The 13,718-nt window shown below is 71.0% G+C and carries 14 protein-coding genes; 7 read left to right on the top strand and 7 right to left on the bottom strand.

Translation table 11 applies throughout. The annotated features are described in order from the left end of the window. Positions 1-23: 23 nt before the first annotated feature. The gene (locus ACIQ8J_RS25585) at positions 24-713 is read left to right on the top strand and encodes a DedA family protein (protein ID WP_403274143.1); all 690 of its coding nucleotides are present in this window, start codon (positions 24-26) and stop codon (positions 711-713) included. 18 nt (positions 714-731) lie between these two features. On the opposite strand, the gene ACIQ8J_RS25580 is transcribed toward ACIQ8J_RS25585, so the two are convergent. Next, on the bottom strand, positions 732-2,381 hold the full coding sequence (locus ACIQ8J_RS25580) for a threonine/serine exporter ThrE family protein (protein ID WP_403274145.1): 1,650 nt from the start codon (positions 2,379-2,381) through the stop codon (positions 732-734). Positions 2,382-2,509: 128 nt separating this feature from the next. After that, positions 2,510-3,004, bottom strand: a complete 495-nt coding sequence (locus ACIQ8J_RS25575; protein ID WP_100577700.1) for an inorganic diphosphatase — start codon at positions 3,002-3,004, stop codon at positions 2,510-2,512. A gap of 134 nt (positions 3,005-3,138) precedes the next feature. Between ACIQ8J_RS25575 and dacB the strand changes: the two genes are divergently transcribed. The 6 genes from dacB (at position 3,139) to folE (ending at position 10,564) form a co-directional block, all read left to right on the top strand. Beyond that, positions 3,139-4,548, top strand: a complete 1,410-nt coding sequence (gene dacB, locus ACIQ8J_RS25570) for a D-alanyl-D-alanine carboxypeptidase/D-alanyl-D-alanine-endopeptidase (RefSeq protein WP_403274146.1) — start codon at positions 3,139-3,141, stop codon at positions 4,546-4,548. A gap of 49 nt (positions 4,549-4,597) precedes the next feature. After that, positions 4,598-5,737, top strand: coding sequence for a zinc-dependent metalloprotease (locus ACIQ8J_RS25565; protein ID WP_403274148.1), 1,140 nt, complete (start codon positions 4,598-4,600; stop codon positions 5,735-5,737). A gap of 219 nt (positions 5,738-5,956) precedes the next feature. Continuing rightward, positions 5,957-6,997 (top strand): tRNA lysidine(34) synthetase TilS, encoded by a 1,041-nt coding sequence (tilS, locus tag ACIQ8J_RS25560; RefSeq protein ID WP_403274149.1) that lies wholly within the window; start codon positions 5,957-5,959, stop codon positions 6,995-6,997. A gap of 75 nt (positions 6,998-7,072) precedes the next feature. Then, on the top strand, positions 7,073-7,612 hold the full coding sequence (gene hpt, locus ACIQ8J_RS25555; RefSeq protein ID WP_399053050.1) for a hypoxanthine phosphoribosyltransferase: 540 nt from the start codon (positions 7,073-7,075) through the stop codon (positions 7,610-7,612). Positions 7,613-7,817: 205 nt separating this feature from the next. Then, positions 7,818-9,842: an ATP-dependent zinc metalloprotease FtsH gene (gene ftsH, locus ACIQ8J_RS25550; protein WP_403274150.1), complete on the top strand. Its 2,025-nt coding sequence runs from the start codon at positions 7,818-7,820 to the stop codon at positions 9,840-9,842. 116 nt (positions 9,843-9,958) lie between these two features. After that, positions 9,959-10,564, top strand: a complete 606-nt coding sequence (folE, locus tag ACIQ8J_RS25545; protein ID WP_403274152.1) for a GTP cyclohydrolase I FolE — start codon at positions 9,959-9,961, stop codon at positions 10,562-10,564. A gap of 131 nt (positions 10,565-10,695) precedes the next feature. Here the strand turns inward: folE and ACIQ8J_RS25540 are convergent, their stop codons facing one another. From ACIQ8J_RS25540 to folP, 5 genes are all read right to left on the bottom strand, one after another. After that, complete coding sequence (locus tag ACIQ8J_RS25540) at positions 10,696-11,175, bottom strand: DUF3180 domain-containing protein (RefSeq protein ID WP_403274153.1); 480 nt, start codon at positions 11,173-11,175, stop codon at positions 10,696-10,698. A gap of 49 nt (positions 11,176-11,224) precedes the next feature. Next, positions 11,225-11,833, bottom strand: a complete 609-nt coding sequence (gene folK / locus ACIQ8J_RS25535) for a 2-amino-4-hydroxy-6-hydroxymethyldihydropteridine diphosphokinase (protein ID WP_403274154.1) — start codon at positions 11,831-11,833, stop codon at positions 11,225-11,227. After that, positions 11,830-12,189: a dihydroneopterin aldolase gene (gene folB / locus ACIQ8J_RS25530; protein WP_399052839.1), complete on the bottom strand. Its 360-nt coding sequence runs from the start codon at positions 12,187-12,189 to the stop codon at positions 11,830-11,832. Before folB ends, folK begins: the two co-directional genes overlap by 4 nt. A 197-nt stretch (positions 12,190-12,386) precedes the next feature. Further along, a complete protein-coding gene (locus tag ACIQ8J_RS25525) occupies positions 12,387-12,848 on the bottom strand; it encodes a nuclear transport factor 2 family protein (protein ID WP_403274155.1) in 462 nt (153 codons plus the stop codon). Beyond that, positions 12,845-13,705 carry a dihydropteroate synthase gene (folP, locus tag ACIQ8J_RS25520; protein WP_403274156.1) on the bottom strand — a complete coding sequence of 287 codons (861 nt, stop codon included), beginning with the start codon at positions 13,703-13,705 and terminating at the stop codon, positions 12,845-12,847. Before folP ends, ACIQ8J_RS25525 begins: the two co-directional genes overlap by 4 nt. Positions 13,706-13,718: the final 13 nt, after the last annotated feature.

The following is a 13,718-nucleotide window of genomic DNA, read 5'->3' as shown; positions in this document are numbered from 1 at the left end:
CCACACCCAGGAGCCCGGTACCCGTGACTGACCTCGCCCTCGGACCGAGCTGGCTGGACCCGGACCATCTGCTCCAGACCTTCGGTCTGACCGGACTGCTGATCGTCGTGTTCGCCGAGTCCGGACTGCTGATCGGCTTCTTCCTGCCGGGCGACTCGCTGCTGTTCACCACCGGCCTCCTGGTCACCACCGGCAAGCTGGGCACCCCGCTGTGGCTGGTCTGCGTGCTCGTGGTGCTCGCCGCGGTCCTCGGCGACCAGGTGGGCTATCTCTTCGGCAAGAAGGTGGGCCCGTCCCTCTTCAGCCGGCCCGACTCGAAGCTCTTCAAGCAGGAGAACGTCGAGAAGGCCCACGAATTCTTCGAGAAGTACGGCCCGAAGTCGCTGGTCCTGGCCCGCTTCGTGCCGATCGTGCGCACGTTCACGCCGATCGTCGCGGGCGTCAGCGGCATGAACTACCGCTCGTTCGTCACCTTCAACGTCGTCGGCGGCACCCTCTGGGGCGCGGGCGTCACGCTGCTCGGCGCGGCCCTGGGCAACGTCGACTTCGTACACAAGAACATCGAGCTGATCCTGGTCGCGATCGTGCTGATCTCGGTCGTGCCGATCGCCATCGAGTTCCTGCGGGCCCGCGGCAAGGCGAAGAAGAACCCGCCGGCGGCCGGCGGCCCCGGCGCGGCCTCGCAGCGCGGCGGCCGCCACGCCAAGCGCTGACCGGTCCGTCCCGGGCGGCTAGAAGCCGCGGGTGCGCTTGGCCGCCGCGCGGCTCACGCCCGGCGCCCTGAGGAAGAGCCGGGCGACCTCGTTGCCGAGGTTCACGCCGATCGCGATCGCCAGGGCCAGGGCCGCCGCCTTCGCGAGGGAGGCGATGCCCTGGTCCAGGTGGTTCTGGGCGATCGAGAGGACCCCGAAGTACATGGCGCTGCCGGGCAGCAGCGGGCCGATGGCGGCGGTGACGTACAGCAGGGCCGTGGTGTTCCAGTACCGCGAGAGCAGCTGGCCGAACAGGCCGACCAGGCCGGCCGCGACCGCCGTCGCCATGATCGGCGAGCCCTTCGCGGTGACCGCGATCGCGGCGTACACCACCCAGGCGACCCCGCCGTTCGCGGCCACGATCAGCACGGTGGAACGGTCCTGCTGGAGCAGCACCGCGAAGGTCAGACAGAGCACCATCGACGCGAGGATCTGGACGACCGGGCGGTCGATGGGGCTGAAGGTGCCCTCCGGGTTGAGCTCGGCGTGGATCTGGAGCCCGCCGTACAGCACGGTCAGGACGCCCACGACGATCGCGACGAAGAAGTACCCGACTTCGAGCAGCCGCGCCGAGGCGGTGACGTAGAAGCCGGTCAGACCGTCCTGGACGGCCGCCACCAGGGCCCGCCCGGGGATCAGCGCGAACAGGCCACCGGTGATCACGGCGGTCGGGCTGAGGTTCCAGGAGAGCAGGCTGAGCGCGACGCCCATCGCGGCGGGCGGCATCGCGGCCACCACGAACTGGTAGAACTCCGGGAGCCCGCGCGCCGCGCACAGCCAGGCGAGCCGGTCGCCGAGCACCGCGCCGACCGCCGCCACCAGGAACACCGCGACACCGCCGCCGAGCAGCACGGAAGCCGCACCGGCCAGCAGCCCGCAGGCGGTGGTCAGCACCCAGCCGGGGTAGGGGTGGCGGTTGCGGCGGATCTCGGCGAGGCGGCGGTAGGCCTCTTCGAGGGAGACGTCGTGGTCGGCGCTGGTCATGTCCGTGACGAGCCGGTGCACGGCCGCGAGGCGGGTGTAGTCGGTGCCCCGGCGGCGCACCGTGCGGTTGGCCGTCACCGGGTCGTCCACGAGGGAGGGCTGGTGGGTGATGGCCAGCATGGTGAAGGTGACCGTCGGCTCGCAGTGGTCGAGCCCGTAGCTGCGACAGATCGCGAACATCGCGGCCTCGACGTCCTCGGCGCCCTCGCCGCCCGCGAGCAGCAGCTCGCCGATACGCAGCGTCAGGTCGAGCACGCGCGGCACGGCGGGGCCCGTCTCGTCGGACTTCTGCACCGGCTCGGGCACCGGCCGCTCGCCGACCGGCATCCGCAGCATGGTGCGCATCCGGTCCTGCCAGGGCGCGTCCTTGGAGAGCCGCACCAGCGGGAGGCCGGCGGTGGTGATCAGGGCGGAGGGCACGTCGCGCGCGGTGTAGGTGCTGGGCGTCGCGAACGCGGAGGCGGGCTGGTCGGCGACCGGCTCGGCGGGCGGGGCGGCGAGTCCGGCGGGCAGTGCGAACTCGGAGGTCGGCGAGTCCTCCTCGGGCGGCTGCGGCTGCTCCACTCCCTCGGGCGGTGCGAACGCGCTGCGCGCCTCGTCGGACTGCGGCTTGCGGTCCTCGGACTCCGGCTGCTCAGCCACCACGTTTCCCGTGCCTCCCTTCGGCCGCTTCGGTGCGTGTGCCCAGTATGTGGGCGATTATCGGCTGGTACGACAACGGGCGGCGCACCCCCGGAGGGGTGCACCGCCCGCTCGCTGCGGAAGGACGCGCGTCAGTGCGCGCCGCCCTGCGCCTCAAGGCGCTTGTAGGAGGCCTCGACCTCGGCCTCGGCCTCGACACGGCCGACCCAGTCGGCGCCCTCGACGGACTTGCCGGGCTCCAGGTCCTTGTAGACCTCGAAGAAGTGCTGGATCTCCAGGCGGTCGAACTCGGAGACGTGGTGGATGTCGCGCAGGTGCTCGACGCGCGGGTCGGACGCCGGGACGCACAGCAGCTTGTCGTCGCCGCCGGCCTCGTCGGTCATCCGGAACATGCCGATCGCGCGGCACTTGATGACACAGCCGGGGAAGGTCGGCTCGTCCAGGAGGACCAGGGCGTCCAGCGGGTCGCCGTCCTCGCCCAGGGTGTTCTCGACGAAGCCGTAGTCGGCCGGGTAGCTGGTCGAGGTGAAGAGTCGACGGTCCAGGCGGATCCGGCCGGTCTCGTGGTCGACCTCGTACTTGTTCCGCGATCCCTTCGGGATCTCGATGGTGACGTCGAACTCCACGGGTGGCTCTCCTCCATGATCAGCAGATGCATCGGACGGGTGCTGCGTCGGGTGCCATGTTCGCGGCAAGACGCAGTTCTGGTGATTAAGTGTCCCTCACGCAGGTGTGTGATCGCGAAAGGGGCTGGTCCTCGGTGCCGGGACCCAAGACATGGCAGCTCACGGCGGGTGCGGCGGCGGTCGGCCTGGCAGTCGCGGCCGGGACGGTGGCCGCGGCCGGACCGTGGGACTCAGGCCAGCGTACGGCCGAGCGTGAGCGGGCCGCAGCGCGGGACGCCCGGGGTGGCGCACATCACCAGCAGCCGGTGGATCCGGACGCTCCCGCTCCGGCCCCGAGCGCGCCCGCCGTCCTCGCCGCGCTGGGCGCTCCGGCCGGCGCCCCCGTCCCGGCCGGGCTGCCCGCCGCGCTCGCGCCGCTGCTCGGCGACCCGGCGCTCGGCCCGAGCCCGGCCGCCTCGGTCGTGGACACCGCGACCGGCAAGGAGGTGTACGGGGCCCGCGCGGACGCGGCCATGACCCCGGCCTCCACCGTCAAGATCGCGACGGCGGCCGCGGTCCTCACCGCGTTCGCCCCCGACCACCGCCTCGCCACCACCGTGGTCGCTCCGGCCGGCTCCACCGCGCTCACCCTCGTCGGCGGCGGTGACCCCACCCTGGACACGGCGCGCCTGGCGGCGCTCGCCGACGACACCGCCCGCGCGCTGCGCGCCCGCTCGCTCGACCAGGTACAACTGGCGTACGACACCTCGCTGTTCAGCGGGCCTTCGGTGCATCCGATCGGGCCGAACGAGAACCTCGCGCCGGTCGTCGCCCTGATGACCGACGAGGGACGCCTCGACAGCTCCGCCGGATCCGACAGCGGGCCCGCGGCGCGCACCGCGGACCCGGCGGGCGACACCGCCCGCGCCTTCGCCGAACTCCTGCACCGGCACGGCGTGCAGGCGACCGCCCCGGCGCCGGGCACCGCACCGGCGGGCGCCAAGCCGGTGGCGAGCACCCTGTCCGCGCCGCTGCCCGCGATCGTCGAGCGGATGCTGACCAACAGCGACAACGACATCGCGGAGGCCCTGAACCGCCAGACCGCGCTCGCCGCCGGGAAGCCCGCGAGCTTCGACGGCGGCGCCGAGGCCGTGCCCGTCCAGCTCGCCAAGCTCCAACTCCCGCTGGACGGAGCCAAGTTCGCCGACGGCAGCGGGCTCAACCGCGCCGACAAGGTCACCGCGGGGCTGCTCGCCCAACTGCTCGCCAGGGCCGCCGACCCGGCCCGCCCCGAACTGCGGCCGATCCTCACGGGCCTGCCCGTCGCCGGCTTCACCGGCACCCTCAGCGGCCGTTACGGCACCGGCTCGGCCGCGACCGGCCTGGTCCGCGCGAAGACCGGCACCCTGGGCGGCGCCGGGGTCAACACCCTGGCCGGGACGGTCGTGGACGCGAGCGGCCACCTCCTCGCGTTCGCCTTCCTGTCGGCCGGCACCCCCGGGGCCGACCCGCTCCCCACCCAGAAGGCACTCGACAAGCTGGCCACCCGCCTCGTGGCGCACTGAGCCCCGCCAACCGGGTCCCCTCGCCGGGCCGACAACGTACGGTTGACGCATGACTGGCATCGGCGGTGCAGGTACCTCTGGGATGGTCGACTGGAACCTCGCGGTCGCGACCGCGACCCGACTGGTGCGGCCGGGTCCCGACGTGACCCGCGACGAGGCACGCGCCGTCGTCGCCGAGCTGCGCCGGCACGCCAAGGCCGCCGAGGAACACGTGCGGACGTTCACCCGGATGATCCCGGAGGGCGTCGAACCGGAGGACACCCCGGTCCTGGTCGTCGACCGGGCCGGCTGGGTGCGGGCCAACGTCGCGGGCTTCCGCGAGGTGCTGCGGCCGCTGCTCGACAAGATGCAGGAACGCCGCGGGAACACGCCCGGCGGGGCCGTGCTCGGCGCGGTCGGCGGCAAGGTCACCGGAGTCGAGCTCGGCATGCTGCTCAGCTTCCTGTCCTCCCGGGTCCTCGGCCAGTACGAGACCTTCGCGCCCGCGAGCCGGGAGTTCCCGGCGGCGCCGGGCGGCGGGGGCCGGCTGCTGCTCGTGGCGCCGAACATCGTGCACGTCGAGCGCGAACTCGACGTGGACCCGCACGACTTCAGGCTCTGGGTGTGCCTCCACGAGGAGACCCACCGCACCCAGTTCACGGCCGTGCCCTGGCTGCGCGACCACCTGGAGGGCGAGATCCAGTCATTCCTCGGCGAGACCGAGGTCGACCCGATGACCGTTCTGGAGCGGTTGCGCGAGGCCGCCCAGTCGCTCAGCGGCGGCCGGCCCGAGGGTGAGGAGGGTGAGAGCGGGCGCTCCCTGGTCGAGCTGGTGCAGACCCCGGCCCAGCGCGAGATCCTGAGCCGGCTCACCGCCGTGATGTCGCTACTCGAAGGGCACGCGGACTACGTGATGGACGGGGTCGGCCCGCAGGTCGTGCCGTCGGTGGGCGAAATCCGCGAGAAGTTCAGGGAGCGCCGGGCCAAGGGCGCGTCCCGGCTCGACATGGCGCTGCGCAAGCTGCTCGGCCTGGACGCCAAGCTGCGCCAGTACCGTGACGGCGAGCGATTCGTGCGGGCCGTGGTGGAGGAGGTGGGAATGGACGGCTTCAACCGGGTGTGGACTTCCCCGAACACGCTTCCGACCAAGGCTGAGATCGCCAAGCCGGCGGACTGGGTGGCGCGGGTGCACCGCAAGGCGGACTCCTGACGCGAAAGCCGCCGGTGGAAGGTGTCAACGCGGGAATCACCCATCCGAGGGACCGTGGGGCATGGGTAGGCGTGCAATGCTCGGGTAACGGCTCTGTTCTGTCACCATCTACGCACTCTGTGTGACTGAACGACTCTCCTGCTCCTCCTGCTCCCACTGTTCCCCCCGCTTCCTCTCCGCGCCAGAGGCACCCCCCAACTTCACCGAAGGGCACCGGACATGGGTCCCCATCCTGCGGTCGCAGCGATACGCCTGGCGGTTCGCCGCGTACTCCACGACGTACTGAACGAACAGTCCCGCGACACCGAGACCGACCGGGCAGCCGAGACCGGCGCCCGCACCGCCGCCGAGCCCCTCGTGCTCGTGGCCTGCTCCGGCGGCGCCGACTCCATGGCGCTCGCCTCCGCCCTCGCCTTCGAATCCCGCAAGCTCTCGCTGCGCGCCGGCGGCATCACCATCGACCACGGTCTCCAGCACGGCTCCGACCTGCGGGCCGCCGAAGTCGTCTCCCGCATGACCGGCCTGGGGCTCGCGCCGGCCGAGGCCGTCGCCGTCCGCGTGGGCCGCGAAGGCGGACCCGAGGCCGCCGCCCGGGACGCCCGCTACGCCGCCCTGGACGCCGCCGCGGAGCGCCACGGCGCCGCCGCCGTCCTGCTCGGCCACACCCGCGACGACCAGGCCGAGACCGTGCTGCTCGGCCTCGCCCGCGGCTCCGGCACCCGCTCGCTGTCCGGCATGGCCGCCGTCTCCGGGGCGTCCGGCCGCTACCGGCGCCCCTTCCTGGAGATCGACCGGCAGACCGCCCGCAAGGCCTGCATGGTCCAGTCGCTGCCCGTCTGGGACGATCCGCACAACGCCGACCCCGCCTACACCCGCTCGCGACTGCGCCAGGAGGGCCTGCCCGCGCTGGAGAAGGCGCTCGGCAAGGGCGTCGTCGAGGCGCTGGCCCGCACCGCCCAGCTCTCCCGCGACGACGCCGACGCACTGGACGCCTGGGCCGTCCAGGCGGACGCGACCGTACGTGACGACGCCGGGCTCCTTGAGTGCGCCAAGCTCTTCGCGCTGCCGCCCGCCGTGCGCCGCCGCATCGTGCGCCGGGCGGTCATCGACGCGGGCTCGCCCGCCGGTTCGCTCTTCGCCCGTCATGTGGAGGAGGTCGACAAGCTGATCACCGGCTGGCGCGGCCAGCGGGCCATCAATCTCCCGGGCCGCGTCGTCGCGCGTCGTCAGGGTGGCAGACTGGTCATTCGGCAGGGCTGAGCTCACACACGTAACTCGGCTCGCGCACGGACAATGAAATCCCCCAAGAAAGCGGCCCGGGTGAACGAGAAGGACATGGGCACCGACCTTCAGTCGGTGCTCATCACCAAGGAAGAGATCGACTCGAAGCTGGCGGAGCTGGCCGGGAAGATCGACGCGGAGTACGCGGGCAAGGACCTGCTCATCGTCGGTGTCCTCAAGGGCGCAGTGATGGTCATGGCGGACCTGGCCCGCGCGCTGTCCACCCCGGTCACCATGGACTGGATGGCCGTCTCCTCATACGGTGCCGGCACCCAGTCCTCCGGCGTCGTACGGATCCTCAAGGACCTCGACACCGACATCAAGGGCAAGCACGTCCTGATCGTCGAGGACATCATCGACTCGGGTCTGACCCTGTCCTGGCTGCTTTCGAACCTCGGATCGCGCGAGCCCGCGTCGCTTGAGGTGTGCACGCTGCTCCGTAAGCCGGATGCCGCAAAGGTCGCGATCGACGTGAAGTGGATCGGGTTCGACATTCCCAATGAATTCGTCGTGGGTTACGGCCTCGACTATGCCGAGAAGTACCGCAACCTCCCGTTTGTCGGGACGCTCGCGCCGCACGTGTACGGCGGCTGACACAGCCCCGGCCCGTTCGGGGAACCACAGCGCGCCTCCCGCCGTTGGAGCAGGGGAAGGGGCCTTTGTCAGCCGTACCGTGCGGCCACGGGTGACAATGCTGGGGTACCGTCCGAAGAACAGTCTTTACACACAGTCTTAGTCATACTCACAGCAGCATTTACCTACGGGCAGGAGGGACGGGGCGTTCTCGCGCTCCGTATGGATGGACGTGAAGCGATACTTCCGTGGGCCGGTCATGTGGATCGTGCTGGCCGTCCTCGCCGTGGTCGTGCTGATGCAGGTCGTCGGCTCGGGTGGCGGCTACAAGGCGGTCGACACATCCGATGTCGTTCAGGCGATCAGCAACAAGCAGGTCGAACAGGCCAAGATCACCACAGGTGACAGTCAGGTCATCAAGATCGACCTGAAGGACGGCCAGAAGGTCAAGGGCAGCAGCAAGGTCCAGGCGAACTACATCGGGGACATCCAGGCGAGCTCGCTGGCCGAGCAGCTGCAGACCAGCGTCAAGGCCGGTGACATCCCCAAGGGGTACACGGTCTCGCCCGACAAGCAGAACCCGTTCCTCGGGATCCTGCTCTCCCTGCTGCCCTTCGTCCTCATCGTCGTGGTCTTCCTGTTCCTGATGAACCAGATGCAGGGCGGCGGCTCCCGAGTCATGAACTTCGGGAAGTCCAAGGCCAAGCTCATCACCAAGGACACCCCGAAGACGACCTTCGCCGATGTGGCGGGGTCCGACGAGGCAGTCGAGGAGCTCCACGAGATCAAGGAGTTCCTCCAGGAGCCGGCGAAGTTCCAGGCCGTCGGCGCCAAGATCCCGAAGGGCGTGCTGCTGTACGGCCCGCCCGGCACGGGCAAGACGCTGCTCGCCCGCGCCGTCGCGGGTGAGGCCGGTGTTCCGTTCTACTCGATCTCCGGCTCCGACTTCGTGGAGATGTTCGTCGGTGTCGGCGCCTCCCGGGTGCGCGACCTGTTCGAGCAGGCCAAGGCGAACGCCCCGGCGATCGTCTTCGTCGACGAGATCGACGCCGTGGGGCGCCACCGCGGCGCGGGCCTCGGCGGCGGCCACGACGAGCGCGAGCAGACCCTCAACCAGCTGCTCGTGGAGATGGACGGCTTCGACGTGAAGGGCGGCGTCATCCTGATCGCTGCCACGAACCGGCCCGACATCCTGGACCCGGCACTGCTGCGCCCCGGCCGCTTCGACCGCCAGATCGCGGTCGACCGCCCGGACATGCAGGGCCGTCTGGAGATCCTCAAGGTCCACCAGAAGGGCAAGCCGGTCGCTCCGGACGTCGACCTGTCGGCCGTGGCGCGGCGCACCCCGGGCTTCACCGGCGCCGACCTGGCGAACGTGCTGAACGAAGCGGCGCTCCTGACGGCGCGCAGCGACCGGAAGCTGATCGACAACAACGCGCTGGACGAGGCGATCGACCGCGTCGTGGCGGGCCCGCAGAAGCGGACCAGGATCATGTCCGAGAAGGAAAAGAAGATCACCGCGTACCACGAGGGCGGTCACGCCCTGGTCGCCGCGGCTTCGCCCAACTCGGACCCGGTCCACAAGATCACGATCCTGTCGCGCGGCCGGGCCCTGGGTTACACCATGGTCCTGCCGGACGAGGACAAGTACTCGACCACGCGCAACGAAATGCTCGACCAGCTGGCGTACATGCTGGGCGGGCGCGCGGCCGAGGAGCTCGTCTTCCACGACCCGACGACGGGTGCGGCCAACGACATCGAGAAGGCCACGGCCACCGCCCGCGCGATGGTCACGCAGTACGGCATGACCGAGCGTCTCGGCGCGATCAAGTTCGGTGGCGACAACACCGAGCCGTTCCTCGGCCGTGAGATGGCGCACCAGCGCGACTACTCGGAAGAGGTCGCGGCGCTCGTCGACGAAGAGGTCAAGAAGCTCATCGAGACGGCGCACAACGAGGCCTGGGAGATCCTGGTCGAGAACCGCGACATCCTCGACAAGCTGGTCCTGGAGCTCCTGGAGAAGGAGACCCTCAGCAAGGAGCAGATCGCCGAGGTCTTCTCCGGGATCGTCAAGCGCCCGGCCCGTCCGGCCTGGACCGGCTCCTCGCGGCGTACGCCGTCGACCCGGCCGCCGGTCCTCTCGCCGAAGGAGCTGGCGCTGACCAACGGTGCCGCGAGCGCCAACGGTTCCGTGCCGCTGGACAAGACGGCGGACGCCGTCCCGGCCCCCGAGGACCGTCCCGAGAGCTGAGCCCGGGGCCCTCACAGGACCCGGAATGCATGCCGCGCCCCCCAGGTTTTAGCCTGTGGGGGCGCGGGTGTTTTTCGGCCACGCGCCATGGAAGACAGTCGAGGAACGAGGCACAGATGACCGACCCGGTGACGCTGTACGGCGAGGCCAAGATCGGCGAGTTCGACGAGAAGCGGGCCGAGAACGCCGTGCGCGAGCTCCTCATCGCCGTCGGCGAGGACCCGGACCGCGAAGGACTCCAGGAGACGCCGGGGCGGGTGGCGCGGGCCTACCGGGAGATATTCGCCGGCCTGTGGCAGAAGCCGGAGGACGTGCTGACGACGACGTTCGACCTGGGCCACGACGAGATGGTCCTGGTGAAGGACATCGAGGTCATGAGCTCCTGCGAGCACCACCTCGTCCCGTTCGTGGGCGTCGCCCACGTCGGCTACATCCCGTCCACGGACGGGAAGATCACCGGCCTGTCCAAGCTGGCCCGACTGGTGGACGTGTACGCGCGCAGGCCGCAGGTGCAGGAGCGTCTCACCACGCAGATCGCGGACTCCCTGATGGAGATCCTGGAGCCGCGGGGCGTGATCGTGGTCATCGAGTGCGAGCACATGTGCATGACCATGCGGGGGGTCCGCAAGCCCGGCGCCAAGACGATCACCTCGGCGGTGCGCGGCCAGCTGCGCGACCCGGCGACCCGCAACGAGGCGATGAGCCTGATCATGGCGCGCTGAGCGCTCCGCGGGACGTGGTTTGTCGGCTGCGGGGCGATGGGGGTCCCCCTGCTCGAACGAAGTTGAGAGCTTGGGGGAGCTGGTCGCGCAGCTGCCCGCGCCCCTTCAGGGCGCGGTACCGCGCCGGACTCTCACAAGACGGGCGCCTTGTTGTCGTCCTCGTCGTCCGGGAGCTTGCAGATGCGTTCCAGGAACAGGGCCGCCGCGATGACGCCGATGCCGGCCACCACCGAGAACCCGGCGTAGATCGCCTGGTCGCGGCGGGCCGGGATGTCGAGGTAGCTCAGGAGATAGACGCCGGTGCCGCCGTACATCCCGCACACCAGGGCCGCCACCAGGGCGCTGGCCTGGCCGAAGACCACCGCGCGGGCGGCCATCAGCGGCTCCACGCCCTTGGCTCCCGGGCGGCGCTCGCGCTGGGCACGCAGCCGGGAGCGGATGGACAGGGCGGTCGCCAGCAGGATGACTGCGATCACCCCGAGCACGATCGGTGCCGCGATCGGCACGCCGGGCAGGGTGCCGACCGAGTCCCACAGCCGGGCGCCCGCCCAGGAGAGCACTCCGGCAATGACGAACAGTCCGGCCAGTACGCCCAGCCGCAGTTGCTTCACGGAGTAGTGCCCTTCGCGTCTCGGGTGGTCGACCTCAGAAGCGTAACGACTACTCGGGCAGGCGGAGTTCCAGATCGGCGCGGGGCAGTACGCCGTCGTGGCCCACTCCGGTCAGCAGGTCGGCGACCGGGCCGTGGCCGGGCAGCTGGGCCTCGGGCTCCACGTCGTGCCAGGGTGCGAGCACGAACGCCCGCTGGTGGGCGCGCGGGTGCGGGAGCGTCAGGACCGGGTCGTCGGAGACGATGTCCGCGTACGCGACGATGTCCACGTCGATGGTGCGCGGGCCCCAGCGCTCGTCGCGCACCCGGTCGAAGGCCTCCTCGATGGCGTGGCCTCGCTCCAGGAGCGAGGCCGGCGGCAGCGTCGTCTTCACGACGACCACCGCGTTGAAGTACGAGGGCTGCGATCCCGGGTCGACGCCCCAGGGCTCGGTCTCGTACACCGGCGAGACGGCTTTGACGCGCAGGCCCGGGGTGTCCTCCAGGGCGTCGATGGCGCCCTGCAGGGTCTCCAGGCGGTTGCCCAGATTGGAGCCGAGGGCGATCACGGCCCGGCGGGGGTTGGAGAGGGTGACGTCGGCCGCGTCCACCTGCTCGACCACGGAGGCGGGCACCGGCTGTACGGTCGGGTCGCTCTGGCCCTGCGAGAACACGGTCATACTCGGCTCCGGGTGATGGTGATGGTCACGTCGTCGAACGGGACGGTGATCGGCGCGTCCGGCTTGTGGACGACCACTTCCACCTCCTGGACGCCTTCGTGCTTGAGGCACTGCTGGGCGATCCGCTCGGCGAGCGTCTCGATCAGGTCGACGGGCTCGCCCCGGACGACGTCCACGACTTCCTCGGCCACCACGCCGTAGTGCACGGTCTTCGCCAGGTCGTCGTCGGCCGCCGCGAGGCGGGTGTCGAGGCCGAGCACCAGGTCCACGATGAAGGTCTGGCCCTCCTCGCGCTCCCGGGGGAAGACGCCATGGTGCCCACGGGCCTTGAGGCCGCGCAGCGCGACACGATCCACGCGAATCACTCCTGCTGTCGTTGGTCAGACGGACATGCGGCCGCGTGCGGGCGGCACGGTGCCCACAATCGAATCTACCTGCGGGCACTGACAGTGCTCGCCCACGGGGGCTATGGACAGATCCTCAAAGGGCTGGTAGCCGCCCCTACCCCATGGCCGGGGATTCAATCCTCCGAAGCCCCCAATCGTGCCCGGATTCAGTCCTCTTCCGGCTCTTCCTCGCCCGATTCGGCGAGTACCGGTGAGCCGTGGTGGGACCAGAGCCGCCAGCCGTCGGATGTGCGGCGGAACACATTGGTGGCGACCACGAGCTGCCCGACGAGCGGCCCCAGCTCGCCGCTCTCCTCGGCGGGGCCGCCGCTGAGGATGTTCTCGGTGCAGGTGACCAGCGCGGTGTCGCCCAGGATGACGACCTTCACATCGGTCAGGAAGAACTGGATGTACTCGGTGTTCGCCATGATCAGCGCGTACGAGCGGAGCACCTCGCCGCGCCCGGAGAGCACCGGCCAGCCCGGGTGGACGCAGGAGATCCCGGTGTCGCCGGCGACGGTGGCGCTCAGCCACAGCTCGGACAGCTCGTCGAAGTCGCCCCGCTCCAGCGTCTCGTAGAACGCCGTGTTGGCGCGCTCGACCGCCTCGATGTCGGTACGTGAACTCACCGGGCTCCCTCGACGGCGCGCGCCACGCGGACGGCGTCGGCGGTGGCCCGCACCTCGTGGACGCGGACCGCCCAGGCGCCCTCGTGCGCGGCGATGGCGGAGACGGCGGCGGTGGCCGCGTCGCGTTCGCGGGCGGGCGGCGGCGCGCCCTCGTCGCCGGCCAGTACGCGGCCGAGGAACCGCTTGCGGGAGGCGGCGACCAGGACGGGACGGCCGAGCGCGCGCAGGTCGGCCAGGTGGGCGACGAGCGCGAGGTCGTGCTCGGCCTGCTTGGCGAAGCCGAGGCCGGGGTCGATGACGAGGCGCTCGGGGGCGATGCCGCCCTCGATGACGGCCTCCGTACGCAGGCGCAGTTCGGCCACGACTTCGGCCACCACGTCCGCGTACACCGCGCGGCTGTTCATGTCCTGGCTGAAGCCGCGCCAGTGCATGACGACGAAGGGGGCGCCGGTGGCGGCGACGGCGGGGATCATCGCGGGGTCCGCGAGACCGCCGCTGACGTCGTTGACCAGGACCGCGCCGGCGGCGATCGCCTGCTCGGCGACGCGGGCGCGCATGGTGTCGACGGAGACGGTGACGCCCTCGGCGGCCAGGCCCCGTACGACCGGGATGACACGGCGCAGCTCCTCGTCCTCGTCCACGCGGGAGGCGCCGGGGCGGGTGGACTCGCCGCCGACGTCGACGAGGTCGGCGCCTTCGGTGACGAGGTCGAGGCCGTGCTTGACGGCGGTGGAGGTGTCGAACCACCGGCCACCGTCGGAGAAGGAGTCGGGCGTCACATTGACCACGCCCATGACCGCGCAGCGGCCCCACTCGGGCAGGCCTTCGACGGACCCCCGCCCGTTCAACGTACTCATACGTCAAGCGTAG

It is taken from the genome of Streptomyces sp. NPDC094147 (assembly GCF_044764265.1).
GTDB lineage: Bacteria > Actinomycetota > Actinomycetes > Streptomycetales > Streptomycetaceae > Streptomyces.
The sequence above is the reverse complement of the archived record's forward strand: the minus strand, read 5'-3'. Positions and strand labels throughout refer to the sequence as shown.

What these genes read in the sequence shown, in the direction of transcription:
- ACIQ8J_RS25565 (WP_403274148.1), top strand. Translation starts at nt 4,598, where the DNA reads ATGACTGGCATCGGCGGTGCAGGTACCTCTGGGATGGTCGACTGGAAC.
- tilS (WP_403274149.1), top strand. Translation starts at nt 5,957, where the DNA reads ATGGGTCCCCATCCTGCGGTCGCAGCGATACGCCTGGCGGTTCGCCGC.
- hpt (WP_399053050.1), top strand. Translation starts at nt 7,073, where the DNA reads ATGGGCACCGACCTTCAGTCGGTGCTCATCACCAAGGAAGAGATCGAC.
- ftsH (WP_403274150.1), top strand. Translation starts at nt 7,818, where the DNA reads ATGGACGTGAAGCGATACTTCCGTGGGCCGGTCATGTGGATCGTGCTG.
- folE (WP_403274152.1), top strand. Translation starts at nt 9,959, where the DNA reads ATGACCGACCCGGTGACGCTGTACGGCGAGGCCAAGATCGGCGAGTTC.
- folK (WP_403274154.1), bottom strand. Translation starts at nt 11,833, where the DNA reads ATGACCGTGTTCTCGCAGGGCCAGAGCGACCCGACCGTACAGCCGGTG.
- folP (WP_403274156.1), bottom strand. Translation starts at nt 13,705, where the DNA reads ATGAGTACGTTGAACGGGCGGGGGTCCGTCGAAGGCCTGCCCGAGTGG.